This window comes from Salicibibacter cibarius, assembly GCF_016495725.1.
GTDB classification, from domain to species: domain Bacteria; phylum Bacillota; class Bacilli; order Bacillales; family Marinococcaceae; genus Salicibibacter; species Salicibibacter cibarius.
On sequence record NZ_CP054705.1, the window covers coordinates 775,549 to 794,209 of the forward strand.

Annotated in this window: 16 protein-coding genes and 1 riboswitch; of the genes, 5 read left to right on the forward strand and 11 right to left on the reverse strand. The window is 45.4% G+C overall.

The annotated features are described in order from the left end of the window. Positions 1-337: 337 nt before the first annotated feature. The 3 genes from HUG15_RS03990 to HUG15_RS04000 all read right to left on the reverse strand — a co-directional run bounded on the left by HUG15_RS03990 (position 338) and on the right by HUG15_RS04000 (position 2,216). Positions 338-931: a Uma2 family endonuclease gene (locus HUG15_RS03990; protein ID WP_246516480.1), complete on the reverse strand. Its 594-nt coding sequence runs from the start codon at positions 929-931 to the stop codon at positions 338-340. A gap of 257 nt (positions 932-1,188) precedes the next feature. Next, positions 1,189-1,905: an SdpI family protein gene (locus HUG15_RS03995; protein WP_200127224.1), complete on the reverse strand. Its 717-nt coding sequence runs from the start codon at positions 1,903-1,905 to the stop codon at positions 1,189-1,191. Further along, entirely contained in the window at positions 1,896-2,216 is a 321-nt protein-coding gene (locus HUG15_RS04000) for an SdpI family protein (RefSeq protein WP_211202341.1), read from the reverse strand. The genes HUG15_RS03995 and HUG15_RS04000 overlap by 10 nt, the downstream gene beginning before the upstream one ends. A 269-nt stretch (positions 2,217-2,485) precedes the next feature. Between HUG15_RS04000 and helD the strand changes: the two genes are divergently transcribed. From helD to HUG15_RS04015, 3 genes are all read left to right on the forward strand, one after another. Next, positions 2,486-4,768 carry an RNA polymerase recycling motor HelD gene (helD, locus tag HUG15_RS04005; protein ID WP_200127228.1) on the forward strand — a complete coding sequence of 761 codons (2,283 nt, stop codon included), beginning with the start codon at positions 2,486-2,488 and terminating at the stop codon, positions 4,766-4,768. 193 nt (positions 4,769-4,961) lie between these two features. Further along, positions 4,962-6,209 (forward strand): DNA polymerase IV, encoded by a 1,248-nt coding sequence (locus tag HUG15_RS04010; protein WP_200127230.1) that lies wholly within the window; start codon positions 4,962-4,964, stop codon positions 6,207-6,209. A gap of 13 nt (positions 6,210-6,222) precedes the next feature. Further along, entirely contained in the window at positions 6,223-6,567 is a 345-nt protein-coding gene (locus HUG15_RS04015; protein WP_200127232.1) for a YolD-like family protein, read from the forward strand. Positions 6,568-6,674: 107 nt separating this feature from the next. On the opposite strand, the gene HUG15_RS04020 is transcribed toward HUG15_RS04015, so the two are convergent. The 8 genes from HUG15_RS04020 to HUG15_RS04055 all read right to left on the reverse strand — a co-directional run bounded on the left by HUG15_RS04020 (position 6,675) and on the right by HUG15_RS04055 (position 16,100). Continuing rightward, positions 6,675-7,439 (reverse strand): ABC transporter ATP-binding protein, encoded by a 765-nt coding sequence (locus HUG15_RS04020; protein WP_200127234.1) that lies wholly within the window; start codon positions 7,437-7,439, stop codon positions 6,675-6,677. Positions 7,440-7,450: 11 nt separating this feature from the next. Further along, positions 7,451-9,793 (reverse strand): ABC transporter permease, encoded by a 2,343-nt coding sequence (locus HUG15_RS04025; protein WP_200127236.1) that lies wholly within the window; start codon positions 9,791-9,793, stop codon positions 7,451-7,453. Positions 9,794-9,834: 41 nt separating this feature from the next. After that, complete coding sequence (locus HUG15_RS04030) at positions 9,835-10,671, reverse strand: ABC transporter permease (protein WP_200127238.1); 837 nt, start codon at positions 10,669-10,671, stop codon at positions 9,835-9,837. A 6-nt stretch (positions 10,672-10,677) separates the two neighbouring features. Then, positions 10,678-11,592, reverse strand: coding sequence for an ABC transporter ATP-binding protein (locus HUG15_RS04035; RefSeq protein ID WP_200127241.1), 915 nt, complete (start codon positions 11,590-11,592; stop codon positions 10,678-10,680). A gap of 13 nt (positions 11,593-11,605) precedes the next feature. Further along, positions 11,606-11,785, reverse strand: coding sequence for an HU family DNA-binding protein (locus HUG15_RS04040; RefSeq protein ID WP_200127243.1), 180 nt, complete (start codon positions 11,783-11,785; stop codon positions 11,606-11,608). Beyond that, on the reverse strand, positions 11,778-12,443 hold the full coding sequence (locus tag HUG15_RS04045; RefSeq protein ID WP_200127245.1) for a TetR/AcrR family transcriptional regulator: 666 nt from the start codon (positions 12,441-12,443) through the stop codon (positions 11,778-11,780). The genes HUG15_RS04040 and HUG15_RS04045 overlap by 8 nt, the downstream gene beginning before the upstream one ends. 623 nt (positions 12,444-13,066) lie before the next feature. Continuing rightward, positions 13,067-14,515 carry a cardiolipin synthase gene (gene cls, locus HUG15_RS04050; protein ID WP_200127247.1) on the reverse strand — a complete coding sequence of 483 codons (1,449 nt, stop codon included), beginning with the start codon at positions 14,513-14,515 and terminating at the stop codon, positions 13,067-13,069. Between the two features lie 136 nt (positions 14,516-14,651). Further along, entirely contained in the window at positions 14,652-16,100 is a 1,449-nt protein-coding gene (locus HUG15_RS04055; protein WP_200127249.1) for an IS4 family transposase, read from the reverse strand. Positions 16,101-16,331: 231 nt separating this feature from the next. Next, positions 16,332-16,433, forward strand: a riboswitch (TPP riboswitch). A 203-nt stretch (positions 16,434-16,636) separates the two neighbouring features. Between HUG15_RS04055 and thiD the strand changes: the two genes are divergently transcribed. Both thiD and HUG15_RS04065 read left to right on the forward strand, forming a co-directional pair. Then, positions 16,637-17,458: a bifunctional hydroxymethylpyrimidine kinase/phosphomethylpyrimidine kinase gene (thiD, locus tag HUG15_RS04060; protein ID WP_200127250.1), complete on the forward strand. Its 822-nt coding sequence runs from the start codon at positions 16,637-16,639 to the stop codon at positions 17,456-17,458. A gap of 12 nt (positions 17,459-17,470) precedes the next feature. Further along, positions 17,471-18,655: a winged helix-turn-helix domain-containing protein gene (locus HUG15_RS04065; RefSeq protein ID WP_200127251.1), complete on the forward strand. Its 1,185-nt coding sequence runs from the start codon at positions 17,471-17,473 to the stop codon at positions 18,653-18,655. Positions 18,656-18,661: the final 6 nt, after the last annotated feature.

Here is an 18,661-nt window from a genome sequence, read left to right on the forward strand (position 1 = left end):
ACGTTGCACTAGCTCGTATTATCACCATAACTATTCACTGATATCAACGATAGATTTTAGTGAAGAGCCGCAAAAGAAACTCGGGAAATTTTACGGTGATGATATTAAAAATAATGATGATTACGGACGTATTATTAATGAAAAACATTTTGACCGTTTGAAAGGGATTCTCGATGCGGATTATGACGCGTTGGTGTACGGCGGGGACACACGACTGAGCGGATCGTTTTATCGATCCTACGATTCTCGAGATTTTTCAAGCGAGGCGGCTTCGATGCAAGAAAAGGTGTTCGGGCCGAATGCGGGTAGTAAAGACATGAAAAATAATGGCGTCGTATTAGTCTGCAGGGATCTCTGGGATATTTTCCAATATGTCGTTTATACAAAAGGAAACACACTGGAGTCGTTCTGATTGAATGTTATCGTCCTCGGTGTACACATTAGGGAGAGGATAATGATCGTTTTCAAGAATGTATTGTTCAAGCGCCTCATTTGCGGGGTCGACGATCCAGAATTCAGGAACCTTGTAAGTGACATAGGAACGCATTTTGCTTTCCCGGTCTCTTTTGACGGAATAAGGAGACAAAATTTCCACAACGAGATCCGGGGTTCCGACAAGGCCTCTCTTTTTCACAATTTCAGAAAAACGGTCTCGGTGAACAAGGACTAGATCCGGTTGACGCACAACTTTTTCCGCAAAAATCACATCAATGGGAGCAACAAAAGTGATATAATCCTGCTCACAATCATCCTTAATGCGCTGTTGAATTTCGCTACTAATCATTTGATGTGTTGGACTGGGTGCCGGGCTCATCAATTCCAATACGCCGTCTACTAATTCGTAACGGTTTCCATCATCAGGCATATTTGCGTAATCTTCGTATGTCATCGGTCGTTCACGGACGAGGTCATCTTTCTTTTTATCGTTCACTGCATCTCCCTCCAATACCACCATTATACCATAAGTATATATGTAGCCGTAGCTGTTACGATGAGTGGAAATGGCCAGAAAACGACGTTCAGTTCAGTAATCTGTCATGTGATTCCCCCCCTTTTTAACTATTTCACCATATAGGCGGATTCATTTATCAGCCGAACCCCGACGTTTATCAGCCAAACACAGCAATATATCAGCCAAAAAACCGATTTTATCAGCCGTAATGAGGCATATATCAGCCAAATCACCATTCAGCCCGCTTCCGTTTCAATTTCCTCCCATTTTTTCTTAGCTTTCACAATGCCGAATACAATCAAAGCGAGCGGAGCGAAAATCGTCGTGAATAAAACCCAAATTAGCACCCACTCCGTGCTGTTAATAAAACGCATGCCCGCGATGCTGGCCGCCATCACCATCAGCCCGATGGCAATATAACGATTCGCCACTTTTTTGACTTCTGCGGGCTGCTCCTCTTCCCATAGATTCACGGGCGGATTGAAGATAACGAGCACTCGGGCCATGTAGAGTAATATCAGAACGACGAATCCAATCGTAAGCAGTGAAAATATCGGATAGGGCAAAATATCAAGATTAAAAAGTATGATCCCTACGTGAAGTGTGGCCACGGCAACAATGATCGCCGATTTGATCCGAATAAGGATTGCTTTGCTAGTGTTCGCCGCTTCGATTTGTTGCACTGATGGCGCTCCATCATCAAAGAGGGGGCGGATCGGCGGCATAAATTTGCTCGCGTTGCAAATGAGCAGGAGAATCGCCATCAGTCCCATCGATCCCCAAATGCCAAAACTTTTGTGCACGATCGAGCTCGCCTCGGATGTCGCCGGATTGAATTGAATCGCAACCGAATCCGGCAATAACGGATAGACGAACGCTGTGCCGACAACCATTAAGAGAAGAAAAGGAATGAGAAAACGGTCACTGCGATCAAAAAAGGTGATCATTGGCATCTTACTGCCCTCCTTGTTTTTTCAAATAGTTCCAATGTTGCCCGCCCCGGCGCACGCCATAGAACAACCCCGCGATCGGAAAGAACCCCGCCCGGTTTTTCAGAATCATACAGGGTATTAAGCGCCGAGTAGGTAGCTGCCAGTTTCATCGCGTTCATAAAGAGTAGTCCGGCCGGAATAAGGAATAATAAAGCCCAGGCGCCGAAGCTTTTGGACACTTCATTCCCAAGTTCACCCGTTATACTCAAATGGATGGCAAACACTTCGGGCAAATAAGGATATATGTACGCGGTTGCGATAATAGAAAGCATCCATGCAATCGCCAACCAAAGATCGCTTTTACTTAGAAAACTTGGCTTTTCGCCAAGCTTTTATGTCGAAAGCCTTAGTTGCATTTATGTGGGTAAGAAAGTTGATTTATACTTTCTTACCTACCAAAAAAAGAACCGTCGCCCACGCTTCACCATTCCTTTCATTGCTCCGCCCCGTGTTTTTGATACGCACATGGAAACATGATACATTGGATATCCGTAATAATAACATAAGATGGAACGCTTTCAGGATGAAAGGAGAACCTCCGGTGAGCCAGGAACATATCGATTGGGAAACAGAGAACGAGCGGTTGCAAGCCGTCATTTCCCGTGTGAAAAAGAAAAAAGAAGCGCTTAAAGGGGAAAGCGATGAACTCAAAGATGATGTCATCGAGCTTCGGCGTACGTTTTGGGATGATGTGACTGTCAACCTTGATGAGCCGGATGATGTCATTGAAACGCAGGCCAGCCTGAAGCAACGCGCCGAGTTGTTGAGTGAACGTGAGCGCAGTCACGGGCTACTTCATCAACAAAAAAAGACATTGAATAAATTAGAAGACAATCCGTATTTTGGGCGCATCGATTTCACGGAAGACGGGGAGAACGAAACGGAACCGATTTATATCGGCATCGCTTCGTTAATGGATAAAAACGATGAAGAGTTTCTCGTGTACGATTGGCGCGCGCCCATCTCCGGTATGTATTACGACTTTGCGCCCGGGCGTGCCCATTACCCGACGTTAGACGGCGATGTAGAGGGTGACATTACGCTGAAGCGGCAATACATTGTAAGGGGCGGACGCCTTGAAGGAATGTTTGATACAGGGCTTACGATCGGCGATGAACTTTTACAGTCATTGCTCGGCCAGCAATCGTCCCCGCAAATGAAAAGCATCGTCGCCTCGATCCAACGGGAACAAAACCAGGTCATCCGCAATGAACGCAGCAAAATGCTCATCGTGCGTGGGGCTGCGGGTAGCGGGAAAACATCAGCGGCGTTGCAGCGCGTGGCTTATCTTCTTTATAAGCACCGGGAAAAGTTGGATGCCGGGAACATGTTGTTATTTTCGCCAAATCCGCTGTTTACGCGCTATGTATCCAACGTCCTCCCGGAATTGGGAGAAGATAACTTGCAGCAGTCCACGCTCTTCCAACATTTTGAAAAACGGTTGCCGAGTGGCTGGGAATTGGAAAGTCCCCACGCCCATATTGAATATTTTTTATCCGAACAGGTTGAAGCGACGCGCTCACAAGGCTTGTCGGTGAAAACGGGCCCTCGTTTCATTGATCAGCTTCACGATTACGTAGCTTCGCTCTCCCGCTCTGGTCTTATTTTTAAAGATCTTTATTTTCGCGGGGAGGTGTGGGTGACAAAGACGCAACTTCAGGACTATTTTTATCAAATGGATTCGTCCTTGTCGATGTCTGACCGTCTGGAAATGGTGGCCGAATGGTTGCTCAAAATGTTGCAGATTACCGAAAGGGAAGAAAGGCCGAAAGCATGGGTCGATGAGAAAATGGATTTGTTGGATCAAGCGACGTACAACCGGGTGTTTGAGAAGGTAGAGGAGGACGAGGAAGCATTCAACGATGCCGTATTGGCAGAGGATTTGCTGCGAAAACTCGTCGTCCGTCGCACGATAAAGCCGCTGAGAAAACAAATTCAAGCGTTCGACGTTCTGGACGTGGAAGCGATGTATATCCAGTTTTTCCGATGGGCAAGGCATAAAGTGATTGCCGAGGAGGTGGCGTATCATTTCCATAAAAAAGAGATGCATTGGGAGGATGCGGCGCCTTTTTTCCATTTTGAAGATCAGTTAAAAGGAAGGCCTGTCTACGCGGACATCCGCCATATTTTCATCGATGAAGCCCAGGATTACACGACGATGCAAATCCGTTATTTGCAACATTTGTTTCCATCAAGCCGCATGACGTTGCTCGGCGATGCCAATCAAGCGGTGCACGCCCATACGAGTGCGGGAAATGCGCCGCTCGTGGAAGATCCGGCTGCAAAAGAACAAGAAACAATCACGTTGCACCGGAGTTATCGCTCGACGCAACCGATCGTTGAATTTACGAAGCAGATGGTTCCGAATAGCGAGCAGATAGAAGCTTTTGAGCGTCCGGGACCAAAGCCGGAGATGAAGCAACTGGAAAATGAAGCCCAGCATGATCGCTATGTGGGCGAGTTGGCTAAACGCCTGGAAAAAAGCGAATTGGGCATGGTCGCGATCGTGACGAAGACGTTCGCGGAAAGTGAAGAGATTTGGGAGCAGCTGACGAGGGCAGGACGGGACGTGCAACTGATCCATGAGCAGACGTCCGAATTTAAAGCGGCTTTGCTCGTATTACCGGTCTATCTCGCGAAAGGAATTGAATTCGACGCGGTGGTCGTCACCGATGCCTCTCGGGCGAACTATTACCGTGAACGGGACCGTTACTTACTTTATACAGCCTGCACGCGCGCGATGCATGAATTGTATCTGTGTGCGAATGGTGAGTTTTCTCCTTTTATTACGGATAACGTTTACGAGCATTATATGCAGGGATAGTAGTGAAGGATGCGAGCAGCCGGGTGGCTGCTCGCTATTTAATTTGGGAAGGGGTGTGACGCCAAACATCCCACACCCCCGAGTAGGCGGCTCATATCTTTGTTCTGCGATTCCCTCCAAGTTCCAGTATTAAAACGAACTCACGATCGCTATAATATATAGAAACATAAGTTCTTAAGAGGTGATATTAGCTATGGCTGTGCAGTCATCAAGAACTGTATTTCTCGTTGATATGCAGTCGTTTTTTGTGAGCATTGAAAAGGTGCAGGATCCGACATTGGAAGATCACCCCGTAGTTGTTGCCGGCGACCCGGAGATTCGAAGCGGCGTGATCCTGGCCGCATGCCCGCTCGCGAAAAAGTGGGGCGTGAAGACGGCGGAAGCTTTGTGGGAAGCAGAGAATAAATGTCCGTATCTCGTCGTGGTTCGGCCGCGCATGCAACTGTATCTTGATATTTCCGTGAGCATCGCGGCCTCTCTTGAGGCGTTCACGGATGAAGTGGAGCCGTACAGCGTCGATGAAATTTTCGTGGAAATGACAAACGTTCTCCCCGGGCTGAACATGACTGCCGAAGAAGCGGCTAATATGCTAACCACCAAAATATATCGGGAAACGGGGATGCTCGCGCGTGTAGGGATCGGTCCGAACAAAGTGATGGCGAAGATGGCATGCGATCATTTTGCCAAAAAACAATCCGACGGTATTTTTCATCTGCATGAAAAAAATTTACGGGAAAAGCTCTGGTCGCTCCCGGTTGGGGACATGTTCGGGGTCGGTTCGCGCATGGCACGGCATTTTCATGATATGGGCATTCGTACGATTGGGCAGCTGGCGCGGGCTAGCCTGTCCGATTTGCGCAAGCGCTGGGGCATTAACGGTGAATTATTATTTTGGACAGCACACGGCTACGATGAATCGCCGGTCACGATTGACACGCACATTCGCCGCAAAGCGATCGGCCACCACATGACGTTGCCGCGTGATTACCAGATGTGGGAGGAGATCAAGGTGGTGCTGCTGGAATTGAGCGAGGAAGTTGCCCGGCGCGTGCGGGCAAATTGCTATCTCGGCATGACGGTGACCGTGAGCGTACGTGGGCATCATTTTTTCGATCAACCGTCCGGTTTTCACCGTCAGATCAAACTCCATGACCCGACGAATGACGGCAAAGTGATTTATGACGTGGCAAAACGGTTGTTTTTAACCCATTGGAATCAGGATCCGATACGAAGCCTCGGCGTCAGTCTCGACGGCTTAACGACCGACGAAGCCCGTCAACTGAGTTTATTTTACCCGGATCGTGACCGGGAAGTACTTAACCATACCGTGGATGAATTGAAAAATAAATACGGGGATGCGGCCGTGCTGCGGGCATCGTCGTTAACGGCGGGCGGGCAGGCGCTGCTTCGGGCCCAGAAACTCGGCGGCCATTATAAATAAGGGATGAGGTAAAGTGAACAAGTTAACACCGGGAAGCAACTTGCGTTGGGAATCGAGCCGTATGATTTTGCCGGAGCATCGGGAGCAGTGGCTCAAACATCAGCAAGAAACGAGAAAAGCGAAGAAGCCAATGCTTGACGAGCAGCGTTGGCTAGAATTTGAGTTCGTCATTTCTGAAGCGATGGCGTCTAACGAACCCGTTAAATTCATTTACTGGGAAAATGGAGAGTTCTTTGATCTGATCGGTCACTGCCATTACATCAATACAGATCAACAACAGTTTCATATCGTTTGTACTCAATCGGATATTCATTATTTGAAGTTTGAGAAGGTCGTCAGTATGGAACTGACTTCATAAAAAATCCAGTAGACCAATTAAAAGCGACTTATTGTTTCATGGCGTCATTACTAGCCGATGACGCCAAGCTTCATTTATTTGACAACTGTCCGACCGTGGAAAAAGTGTTAAAAGCCCATTTCCATTAACCACTTGGAAAGCTTTTCTTCCCTGGTCTTCATTTCGTTGTTATGCTGATTATATTTGCCTAGCAACTTTTCGCCGACAATGTTTCCGTCGACCATATAAAGGATGCGTTCTGTTTTTGCAGCCACTTTGACATCATGGGTGACTAATAGAATCGTCGTCCCTGTTTGGTTGATATCCGCTAATATATCCATAATTTCGGCAGCGGATTTAGAATTGAGTGCACCTGTGGGTTCATCAGCAAAGATCATTTTAGGATGATTGATTAGGGCCCTGCAAATGCCCACTCTTTGCAGCTGTCCCCCTGAAGCCTGCATAATGTCATGATGGGCAAGGTCTGCAATGCCTGTTTGCTGCATTAATTCCAGCGCTCGTTCGTTTATTTGATGACGACTGCTTTTCTTGGCCAAGTATGCTGATAGGATGATATTGTCAAAAATACTCAAGTTTTTTAAAAGATGAATGCCTTGAAAAATAAACCCCATATGATGTAAGCGCAATTTGGACAACTCTGTTTCGGAAAGTGTTGAGATCTCCTGTCCGTCGAATATCACACGTCCGGCAGTCATGCGGTCCATACCACTTATGTTGTACAGCAAAGTCGATTTACCGGAGCCGGACGGACCCATCACCGTTACAAATTCTTCTTTTTTTATTTGGACATCCACATTTTTAAGAACGTGTTGATGATCCTTACCGACCCTATATCCTTTACTTAATTGTTTTGACTCTAATACGATTTCCATATCAGCACTCCTTATTCTGCATCCAGCTCAGCGATACTTGATTTCTTGATAGATACGGTGCCCATGAGTGTGGCTATTGTCACCACCATCATTAATATCAATGGGCAAAGAATGTACGCTTGGACAGGGTCGATCACAAAACTGATTTCTGGGGCACCCATAAGGGATAACAGAAAGCTAACGACACTCTGGCCAATCGTATTGGCCACGATCATCCCGACAGTAATCCCGATCCCCAGCACAAGCAATGTTTTGGTAACATATTGGGCTCGAATATCTTTGAAAGAAAAACCGATGCTTTTCATAATTGCGATTTGAGTGTCATCTTTGGCCATTACCATTTTTAGAAACAGCGATGTTATGAGTAAAGCGACGCCTACGGCAATGGCAATGGTTAATAGCGTCAGAAGTCTGAGTTGTTCAATCGTATTTCCGAATGTTTCAGCTAAGTAACTTTGCAAATCCGTGACCTTTGCCGGGTGAAAAAGTTGTGCATATTCATCCAGTTTCTCCCCGGTACGGATAGGGGATTTTACATCTACACTCACCTCATACCAAAGCACGGTATCCGGATTGAAAGGTATCAACGCTTTTGCTGTTCTGCCGCCATTCGTCACGTCCTGGTAAATACCGCTGACGATCATCTCCTGCTCTCGCCCATTGATGATTAAATGAAGACGATCCCCTGCGCTTTTTTCCAGCTCTTGTCCGTTCAAATAGGAGAGCGCGATCTCCTGCTCACGTAATGGTGGACCCCCTTCTAAATAGTCCAATGGAAAAATAGAAAAATCTCCACTTTCAACGGTGATGTTTTCTTCAGCCCCATCACTATTGATGACTTTAAATTGACTGGTGATCAGCGGTGAAAATTGCTCGATATCTTCGTCGTTTTGAATATGGGCAAGCATATGGTTAAATTGTTCCATGGTGTTGTCTGATTGTTGTAAATCGATCCGTATATCACTTTGCTCGATCCCCATATACTTGATAAAATCAGGTGATTGGACGGTATTCAGAAAATTGACCGGGACGATGATCATAAAAGAACATACGAAGAAGACAAAGAATAATAAGCTGTACATTTTGAACCGTCCGAAGACATCCTGCCACCCCAAGAATACAGGAGCACTAAAGTATTTACTTTTACTCAGTGATAGAGATTTTCGACTTACGTTAGCTTCCTCTCCCATATATCCCGAGTGCAATGCTTCTACTGCTGTCAATTTGTTGAACCTTCTGAGTATGAACATGCAATAAAGTAAAACCGTTAAAAAGGTGACAAGCACAGCAATAAACGGAACCATATAGTGTAGTACGCTCTTTTCGGCAGTGCCCAAATAGAGCTGAATATTGGCCGTAAATAGATCGTTCAGAAATAAAGAGATCAAAAAACCAGTCCCGGAAGCCAAAGCCGCCAACACGATATATTTGGCGAGATACATTTTTTTAATATCCTTCTGTCCAATACCGATCGCTTTCATAATCCCAATCTCTCTATAATCTTCTTCAAGCGTTGTAAGCATGATAAATCTTATACAAAGCATCGCTATCAGTGTAAGCAGGACACTGACGAATAGAATGACAGCTGCCACAACACCGTCTGTTAGCGCGTGCAGCGTTTTAAATAGCGGATAGTCAATGTTCGGACCTTGTTGGGGCAAGTCTGCTGCTTGATAGGCATTTCTAAATTCGCTCAGTTTACTTACATCAGTAAGTTGAAACTCCACCATGTATTCCGTTTCGCCGACGTTCTTGTTGAGCATATCTAAATCATCGTCATTGACGACAAATCGCTTTGAATGAATGATGGAAGGATTCATCTGCACATCGCGAACAAAATCGACGATAGTGAAATCCATATCGAATGGTGAATCATCAATTCTGATTTTATCTCCAATGTTCAGATTGTATTGCTGCATGAAGTAAACAGGTACAGCAATTTCCCCACGCGAAACTTGAATGATTTCATTTTTTAAATTAAGCAAGTAATCAAAATTATGATTTTGCTTAACGAAGTAATGGTCCATGATACCGCTTGTTTCCGGTGTCGGATTGTCACCTAATGTTAGATTTAATCCGTCAATATTGACCATCTGAACAAGCTGATGATCTTTCACTTGGGCTTTTCTTGATGCGAAATTGTCAATAGCATTCTCATCCAGTTCACCAGTATGCATCTGCACAAAATGCGGGGCATTGGATTTCGTAAATAAGCTGTTCATAGAATGGGTTAATTCCATCATCATATGCGTACCATTGGCAACGAGTAAAGATGACAGTGTAATAAATATAAATAGCGTCGCGGTTATTGTCTTTTTTTGAGCAATATCTTTCTTTAACATTTTGAACAGCATCTTCCCTTACTCCTTCTTTGAATATTGTGCAGCATATAAGGCTACTGCTGAAAAATGTCCTTGCTCCCTTTAGCACGGTTAAGTGTTGAAAAATCAATTTGTGAAAAGGCAAGCGTTGAAAGGAATAGAAATAATATTCCGAATGAAAAGATAATAAACAGACTTATGTGCGGCATAATCACAAGATCTCCCATCTTAAAGGCAAGCTGTTCCGCGATTAACTCATCTGCTGATAATGACATTTTTTCCAAGCTAAGCGTTCTGAAAAAGGCCGCTGCATAGGTCATTGGATTAAATAATGCGATCACCTGTAAACCATTGGGAAGGAGGTTGAGTGGGACGTAAACGCCGCACAAAAAGGTTATCGGTATTGTCATGGTTGCCGACATGACTTGGAATGTTTGTGCGTTCTTGATCGATGTGGCTAAAAATAACCCAAAAGCCGAAAAAACAAGCCCTACAAAGATCATGAAACCAATTACGGCAACCGGTGTGATTATGGAAGTGTACGTCATGCCGATAACATAACCGACACACAAAATCATAATGCCTTGGAAAGTGGCAATGGTTGTGGAAGAGAGTATCTGACCGACTGCGATTTGTATTCGTTTTACAGGGCTGACAAGCACTTCTTTCATATACCCTGACACGATATCTTCGATCGTCGAGGTCGCGATATTCAAGGAGGTTTGAAAAACGACAATAATGACAATCCCCGCTAAAACATAATGGACTGGATTGCTTATGGAAGCACTTTGAAAGATGGTGCTTAACAAATATAAATAAAAAAACGGCATAATTAAAATTAAAATCAATTGGGTACGGTTTCTGGCAAATAGCTTCACATTTCTCAACCACAATGCCGCAATGACACGCATTTCCAACTACCCCCTTATGTCTTTCCCTGTCAGTGCGAGAAACACGTCATTCAATGTTCCTTTTTTAATTTCCATATCTTTAATCGCTGACCGGTGTTCGCTGATGGTTTCCATTAAAGGGGATAAGTCGCGCAGTTGTACAATATAATGACCATTTTTATTTTGAAAATTAAGATTATATTTTTTTAATAAGACTTCCAAGGCTTGCTTATCATTGCTTGCGATGTAAGCTTTGTCCTTTGTATATCGTTTTTTTAATGCGTACGGCTCATCAAAGGCAATGATTTTACCGTGATCCATGACAGCCACTTTATGGCAAATTTCAGCCTCATCCATATAATGCGTTGTTAAAAATATCGTTATCTTTTTTTCCTTTTGCAGTTTGGTGATATACTCCCAAATGTTCGCTCTCGTCTGAGGGTCAAGGCCTGTCGTCGGTTCATCCAAAAACAAAACTTTAGGAAAATGCATTAAGCTTCTGGCGATTTCTATTCTCCTTTTCATGCCTCCTGATAAGCTGCTGATCATTGCTTTTTTCCATGCCGCCAAATCAACGATGTCTAACACAAATTGAATGCGCTCATTTATAATCGTTCTAGGCAATTTATAAAAATAGGCATGCATTTTCAAGTTTTCTTCCACCGTCATTTTATTGTCGAGCGTAGAATCCTGAAAAACAACGCCGATGACACTTCTGACAGCATCTTTATCTGTGCTCACATCTTTGCCGTCTATGCGCAAGGTTCCTGACGTTTTGTCCAAAATGGTACATAAGGTGTTGATGGTTGTGCTTTTGCCCGCGCCGTTAGGGCCCAAAAAAGCAAAGATACTCCCGCTTTCAACTTCAAAAGAAACATCGTTCACCGCTGTGAAATGCCCATAGTTCTTCACAAAATCTTTGACAACGATCATATTGTTCATAACATCACCAAGTTTATTTGTTTTTGAAAACGTGCAGAACTTTATAAACCTTATCAAACGCACTTCGAACATCTTTTGATTGTGATAATTCAGTACTTAAGACGTCTTCAAAAGCATCCAATACTTTTTGGCAATCTTCAACATTGACACCTGATTCCTCCGCAACTTTTGTGACTACTTCTGTATTATTCACTGGATTCTTCTCCTTTTTCATTTGGATTTTTAGAGGCTTGCATGAGTCTTTCATGTAAATAAGCAAAGCTGCCAGTTTTGGCCCCTAACGACGTTTCGATCATGTGCGTAAAGGCAGTTGCCTTTTGCATGAGTTCCTGGGGCTGCCACTCGAAAATGCCATCATCAAACACAAGTTGGGCGACAAGCAAAAATTCCACCATTTCCTTTGGATAAGGGGTTGTGAATGAACCTTCCGCTATCCCTTGTTCGACGACATCTGTCAAAACAGGGGTCAGCCGCCGGATGGTTTCGACCAGGCTTTTTTGGTGCATTTCAGCATTGTGAACATCGTGTAACTCTTCAAGCATGCGTTTTTCTCGGCTGGCGTTGGGATTTTGAGCCATAATGATCTGAAATATTTTTTCAGGTGCCTCGAGGTTGGCGTTTGCGGCAATCATCTTGGCAGCTTCGGTCCCGCTGTCTATAAACCGTATGACCACGGCATCCATGACATCTTCTTTGGACCGAAAATAATAATAGAACGTTCCTTTGGCGATCCCAACCATTTGTAATATGTCGTTTATTGTCGTGTTAGCATACCCCTTTGTTGTAAAAAGCGTCTCGGCAACGTCCAAGATTTCGTTTCGTCGTTCTTCGGGGTTTTTTGAGATTCTCATTTTTATACCTTCCTATTTTATTGACCGACCGTCAGTCTATAAAAATGATATCATTACGCGCGTATAAAGTCAAGAGTGATCGGTGACACCGCCAATCCAGCAAATTTCCGTAGTTAAGTTGTTCTGGCCAAAAAACCAATCATTATTCTAGGAAACCCGTACTTGTTGAAGGGCGACTGCATGTTGAGTTAGAGATCTTAACGCTAATTGGGAACCGTTTGACGCTCCCGCTCCTCGATGAGCGGCATTGGATTGAGATAGGGTGGACGCTCTTAGTAGCGATGGTGGAAGGTGCTCTGCTTATGTTTACGCACTTGATATTATTTTCCATTTTCCATATGGGTGTGGATATTGAAGAGGGTTAAAGGTGCCATGGCGCCTGAGCGCATTTAACAAGGGTTACTGCAGGCGCCATGAAGCGGTTATGGTGACCGAAAGCGGCCAAAAAATCGTAGTTTGGACGTCATGAAGCGGTCATGGCGACCGGTTGCGTCCAAAGAGTCAAATTTTGGTCGCCATGGAGCATCCATGGTGCCCGAACTTGCCCAAAAAGTAGTCATTCGGTCGCCATAGCTTCGTGACCCTGCCTGGATCGATGAGTGTTTGCCATCGCCTGCAATCATTTATAATATCGGTGACAGCAACCGGGCAATCGATTCTTTGAAACGTACCCACATTCCCCGTTCTTGGTAACGTTGCGGGGTCATTTCCGAAGAAAGAGCTTGATCGGCTTCGAAAATTGATGCCATTTTTTCGCCGAGGTCATCATTATACATAAAGGCGTTCACTTCGAAATTCAGACGGAAGCTGCGCACGTCGATGTTCGCGGTCCCGATGGTGCCGACGCTGCGGTCCACGACGAGCATTTTCGAATGGATAAAGCCGGCATCGTAAATGAAAAACCGGGCGCCTGAATTGAGTAATTCTCCCATGTGGGAATACGTCGCCCAATAGACAAAGGGATGATCCGGTTTATTCGGGATCATGATGCGTACATCCTTGCCGGCAAGGGCAGCGATGCGCAAAGCATCAAGCAAACTCGCATCCGGAATAAAATACGGGGTTTGAATGAATACGGAGTCGCGTGCCGACGTGATCATTTTGATATACCCGTTTTTGATTTCTTCCCATTTGGTATCCGGACCGCTGGAAACGATTTGTGTGCTAAACTCCCCTTGAGGGGGCATGTCGGGAAAATAATGGGGTTCATAATGAATGGTTTTGTCTTGAGAAGCTTGATTCCAATCAAGAATGAAACGGGTTTGCAGTGCTTTCACCGAAGAGCCGCGCATCCGTAAGTGGCTATCGCGCCAATACCCCATTCGTCTATTATGCCCCAAGTATTCATCGCCGACGTTAAAACCGCCAACATACGCGGTCTTCCCATCGATCACCACGATTTTACGGTGATTGCGGTAATTCAGTCGTGAGTTCACATAAGGGATACGGGATGGAAAAAAAACGCCTACTTCGCCCCCGGCTTCCGTTAGAGTTTGAAAATGTCTCGGATGAAGCTTGCGGGACCCCATATCGTCATAGAGCACACGCACTTGCACTCCTTCGCGTGCTTTTTCAGTCAACAAGTTTATGACGCGTTTGCCGAGGGTATCATTACGAAATATGTAATATTGCAGATGAATATGGTCTTTCGCCTCCGCGATGTCCGCCAACAATTGCGAAAATTTATCGACGCCGTCCGTGAACACGTCTATATGATTGTCTTGGGTTAACACGGCATCGTTACTGCGAAGCAGCATGGAAATCAGGTGGCGATGGTTGCTCGATGTTTCATTTTGAAAATCAAAGCGGTCATGTTTCATGTCACTTAATTGCTCATTGATTAAGTCTTTCAAACCTATTTTTTCAATGCCGTCCCAATGAAATAAACGTTTCCGGGTTAAGTTTTGTCCAAGGACCATGTAAAGGATGAATCCGAGGTAAGGGATAAATACTAGGATGAGCAACCAAGCCCATGTTGCGTGCACATCACGCCGTTCCATGAAAACAATGATGCCGGCAAAAATCGCGTTAAGAAAAAATAACAAGCCAACGGCGATTGATAAAATGTCCATCGTTTCCCTCCTCTCTTTTTGCTATTTTTCTCCATTACTCGAGTTTCGCACCCCAAATAACAAGGGATTCAGCGTGTATATTGCTGCCTAAGGCCCTTGTATGACAGTGTTTTCATCGAAATTCCATTTTCGCTCTTTAAGCGACATTATCGTCGTCAAATAGCTGATGGCCCAAAAATGAGTCTTCAAAAAGGGTTTTGATGTATTGGTATTCCTCAGACGTCTTAAAGGCATGAATATCGACCGCTCCTGATTCTGAGATGGCTGCGATAATCACGTCCAGGAGCTCATCAAACATTTCCCATAACCGTTGTGCCATATTTTTCTCCACCATGTCGTCTTTCATCTCTTCAAATAACCCTCCCAAGGTTTCGTAATCGTTGATTCGTCGGAAATAAGACAAAAAGGCATACAGGATGTAGGTGGTTGTTACATGGGCGATTTGCGCGTCGAAATCTTGGGATTGGCATTTCCCCAGACGAAGGTGCTGTTTCGTCTCTCTGAAAAAAACTTCGATCGTCCAACGAACCGAATAAATGTCCATGGTTTCAATGAATGATAAGCTGATATCTGTAGAGAGATACAGTCGCCACTCTTTTTGGTACGGAAAGCGGCAAAAAAACAATTTGACGGTTTCATCGATCCCGGGATAGTAGACGGTGACTTCATAATAACGCGTATTGCGTTTGCGGCAACGTTTTTCTTTTCCTTCGCTTTTCAGGGTTTTCAGCAGTTCCTTCGCATGCATGTCTTTCCCTTGGTAACGGTACTTTCTCCAGTCCTTGCGGACAGCACAAATGACGTGCATCGCTCCATCTTTGACCCCTCTGCACGTGCGGATAAAGTCCTTGCTGGCAAACCAACTGTCTACGAGAACATACTTGGCTTTGAAACCGTGCTTCACCGCTCTTTTGAGCATACGTATCGCATTCGTGATTTTGTCGACATCGCATTCCTTCTTGCGCTTGGCACCGTTTGAGCGAGGATCACGCTTCTTTTGATATTGCTCTTTCCGCTGTTTCTTGTATAGCTTCTTTTCAGAATGAAGACTGAAATCAAGCGGGTTAAAGCTTTTCCCATCAAAGAGTCCCATGGTGAGATTTTTGAACCCGAGCGTTGCTTTGGATTTCTTGCGTCCGGCCACATGGTCGTGGACGTAAGAAACCTCTTCAATCCGGCGGCCAACACGCTCGTCCATCGTATCATCAAAGATAAAAGCCGACTTATCGTCCACGTCCTGATCAGGGTTAACCAAAGATTGAAACTGCTTAGACACATGAAGAAGCAGGTTGCGCCAAGGCATCCGGGCGTGGTTTTTCAAGCGATAAATCGTATCCTTTTGCATTTTGGTGACCTGTTTGTATCCACTTTTGTAGAAGGCATTGACGCTGTTCAAAAACATCAGTGGAAACACCAATAGTAAGGTGATGATATCTGCAACCGGATATCCTTGCTCTTTCTTCAATCCGACCTTGTGACAAAGGGAACGAAAGTTGAACGTTTTCATAACATCCCTTATAATTGAATCAATTGAAAAACTATGAGTTTGAATCACTTTTTCAATCTCTTTGGTTTTTCCCCGCATGGTAACACGTCCTTTTGGCATGATTTGGATTGGTACCTTAATTATACCAAAAGCCCTGTGTTCATGCGGGTTTTTTACGTTTTTTCATCCATTTTCATGGTGTTTTTTTATTGATTTATCAGGGTGCGAAACTCGAGTCCATTATATCATGTTTTCAGGAGAAAGTGGATTTCTTGAGTGTGAGAAAAAATATGAAGATCCCGCATAATTATGATAGAATAAAGGAAAAGAAAAAACCACTAGGGGTGCGTACAGCGCTGAGAGAAGTGATTGCTTCAACCCTTCGAACCTGATCCGGGGAGTACCGGCGGAGGAAAGTGGCTTCGGGACGTAAGCGAAGAGAGCACTTGATTCTTGTCCTATGCGCCGCCACCTTCCGTCCGAAGGTGTTTTTTTACACTCTCAGAAAGTATAAATTGTTCGGATGATAGTATTAAGAAAAACTTTGCCCCTCGCCATCTTTAGCGATAAGTCAAGTTTTTCTAAATTGAAGGGCAACGCTGGTTTCGTGCCGAGAGCCGAAGGAGGGCGCGGACATGACAGAAATAGCAAAAGCATTAACGGTGGCAGGGACGGATCCGAGCGGAGGAGCCGGTATTCACGCGGATTTGAAAACGTTCCAGGAGATCGGCGTATACGGGATGAGTGTGATCACATCAGTCGTCAGCCAGAATACGCTCGGAGTAAAGTCATTTGTGGATCTAGAACTTGATTTTGTGGAAAGCCAATTTGACGCGGTATTTGAAGATATATCTCCGGATGCGGTGAAATCGGGGATGCTTTCCAATCCGGAAGTAATGACGTTGACAGCCAAAAAAATAAGGGAAGCAAATGTCGCCAATTATGTCCTTGACCCCGTAATGATTGCGTCCAGTGGACACGCGCTCATTTCGGAATCGGCCAGGGAGACGATTGCGAAAGAGCTTCTTCCTTTGGCAACGGTCGTGACGCCGAATTTGCCGGAAGCGGAGGCGTTGACAAATCGAACGATCAAGACGGTCGACGATATGAAAGAAGCCGGGCGGATACTCGTAGAGGAATATGGGACGAGCGCTGCATTGATCAAAGGCGGGCATTATGAAGGCGAGGCCGATGATTATCTGTATGATGGCCAAACGTTTGAAAAATTCTCGGCGAAACGCTTTGATACGAAACACACGCACGGAAGCGGTTGTACGTATGCAGCGGTTATTACAGCCGGCCTGGCGAACGGAAAGTCCCTCTATGAAGCGGTGAAAATTGGCAAAGCATATATCACTGCCGCGATCTCAAATCCGCTCAATATCGGAAAAGGGCAAGGACCGACGAATCATTGGGGGCATCGCTGGTCTGACGTTCAACCCCCGATCAAAGTGTAAGGAGCGCGAAACATGGCCATTCAAGTCAGCAAAAAGGCAGCACGGCGGTTCCTTCTCGCGAAATCAGGTCTGAATAATTATGGTGCACTCGACTCGAATGTGGCGACAGCACTTCGCCAATTGGAATGCGTGCAATTGGATCCGGTGGCGATCATTGAGCGTAATCACCACCTTGTATTTTTCAATCGTTTGGAAAAATACAATCGGCAAGAACTCGAACGCCAATTGTGGGAAGGGCATGCTTTTGAATATTTTGCCAATGCAGCTTGTTTACTCCCAATGGAGGACTATCCGATTTTTAAAGGGAAAATAAAAACGAGTGAGCGGGAATGGGCATCGAAAAGGCATCTGTATCAAGATGTGGAACGTATGATCCGCCAAGCGTTAGCAGATCAAGGCCCGTTGCCATCCAAGGCCTTTGCTTCAGATAAAAAGGTTGTCGGTGCCTGGGACCAACCAACGCACGCGACAACGAAAGAAACGAGTCATGTGCTTCGAGTCCTGTTTGAAACCGGTGCCATTCAAGTATGTGGCAGACAAGGGTCTGAGCGCTATTTTGCTTTGAGCGAAGATGTTATTCCCGCGGCCTGGCAACAAGAAGCAGAAGCGATCAGCGAAAAAGAAGCGGACCGAAGACTTGTGCACAAATACTTGCGCGCATACCGCCTGATCGATGACAGCGATCCGCGATTTGGTTGGCAGCGTATGACAGCTAAGGAGCGTAAGGACTGGGTGGACGGCTTTATCTCTGATGGCACGCTCACCCCGGTGGATATCGAGGGCGCGACCGGGCGATACACAGTGTTGCAAGAAGAAGCTGAACAGCTACTTGCATACGAAGCACACAATGAGCGCGTCAACAATGCCGTCTCTTTTTTGCCACCCCTCGATAATTTGTTGTGGCGCAGAACGCGCTTGGAAGATTTATTCGATTTCACGTATCGTTGGGAAATTTATATACCGCAACACAAGCGGCGCTATGGTCCATACGCACTTCCAATCCTGCTGGATGATCAGCTGATCGGACGGGCAGATCCGTTTTTTGACCGTGACCATGGGAGGTTTTCTATTCATGTCCATGAAGAACCTTCCCGGAAATGGTCAAAAACGCGTGCGGAACTAGTGGAGCGCGGGGCCAGACGCATGGGGGAACGTCTCGGTGCAGAGGACGTCCGAGTCACGGGGGTGAAGAAGTAAACGTGA

Bases quoted from the DNA above. Each gene is read 5' to 3' on its own strand.
- thiD (WP_200127250.1), top strand. From the start codon at position 16,637: ATGACAGAAATAGCAAAAGCATTAACGGTGGCAGGGACGGATCCGAGC.
- HUG15_RS04045 (WP_200127245.1), bottom strand. From the start codon at position 12,443: ATGAGAATCTCAAAAAACCCCGAAGAACGACGAAACGAAATCTTGGAC.
- HUG15_RS04000 (WP_211202341.1), bottom strand. From the start codon at position 2,216: ATGCTTTCTATTATCGCAACCGCGTACATATATCCTTATTTGCCCGAA.
- HUG15_RS04020 (WP_200127234.1), bottom strand. From the start codon at position 7,439: ATGGAAATCGTATTAGAGTCAAAACAATTAAGTAAAGGATATAGGGTC.
- HUG15_RS03995 (WP_200127224.1), bottom strand. From the start codon at position 1,905: ATGCCAATGATCACCTTTTTTGATCGCAGTGACCGTTTTCTCATTCCT.
- HUG15_RS04065 (WP_200127251.1), top strand. From the start codon at position 17,471: ATGGCCATTCAAGTCAGCAAAAAGGCAGCACGGCGGTTCCTTCTCGCG.
- HUG15_RS04030 (WP_200127238.1), bottom strand. From the start codon at position 10,671: ATGCGTGTCATTGCGGCATTGTGGTTGAGAAATGTGAAGCTATTTGCC.
- cls (WP_200127247.1), bottom strand. From the start codon at position 14,515: ATGGACATTTTATCAATCGCCGTTGGCTTGTTATTTTTTCTTAACGCG.
- HUG15_RS04035 (WP_200127241.1), bottom strand. From the start codon at position 11,592: ATGAACAATATGATCGTTGTCAAAGATTTTGTGAAGAACTATGGGCAT.
- HUG15_RS04010 (WP_200127230.1), top strand. From the start codon at position 4,962: ATGGCTGTGCAGTCATCAAGAACTGTATTTCTCGTTGATATGCAGTCG.
- HUG15_RS04025 (WP_200127236.1), bottom strand. From the start codon at position 9,793: ATGCTGTTCAAAATGTTAAAGAAAGATATTGCTCAAAAAAAGACAATA.
- HUG15_RS04055 (WP_200127249.1), bottom strand. From the start codon at position 16,100: ATGCGGGGAAAAACCAAAGAGATTGAAAAAGTGATTCAAACTCATAGT.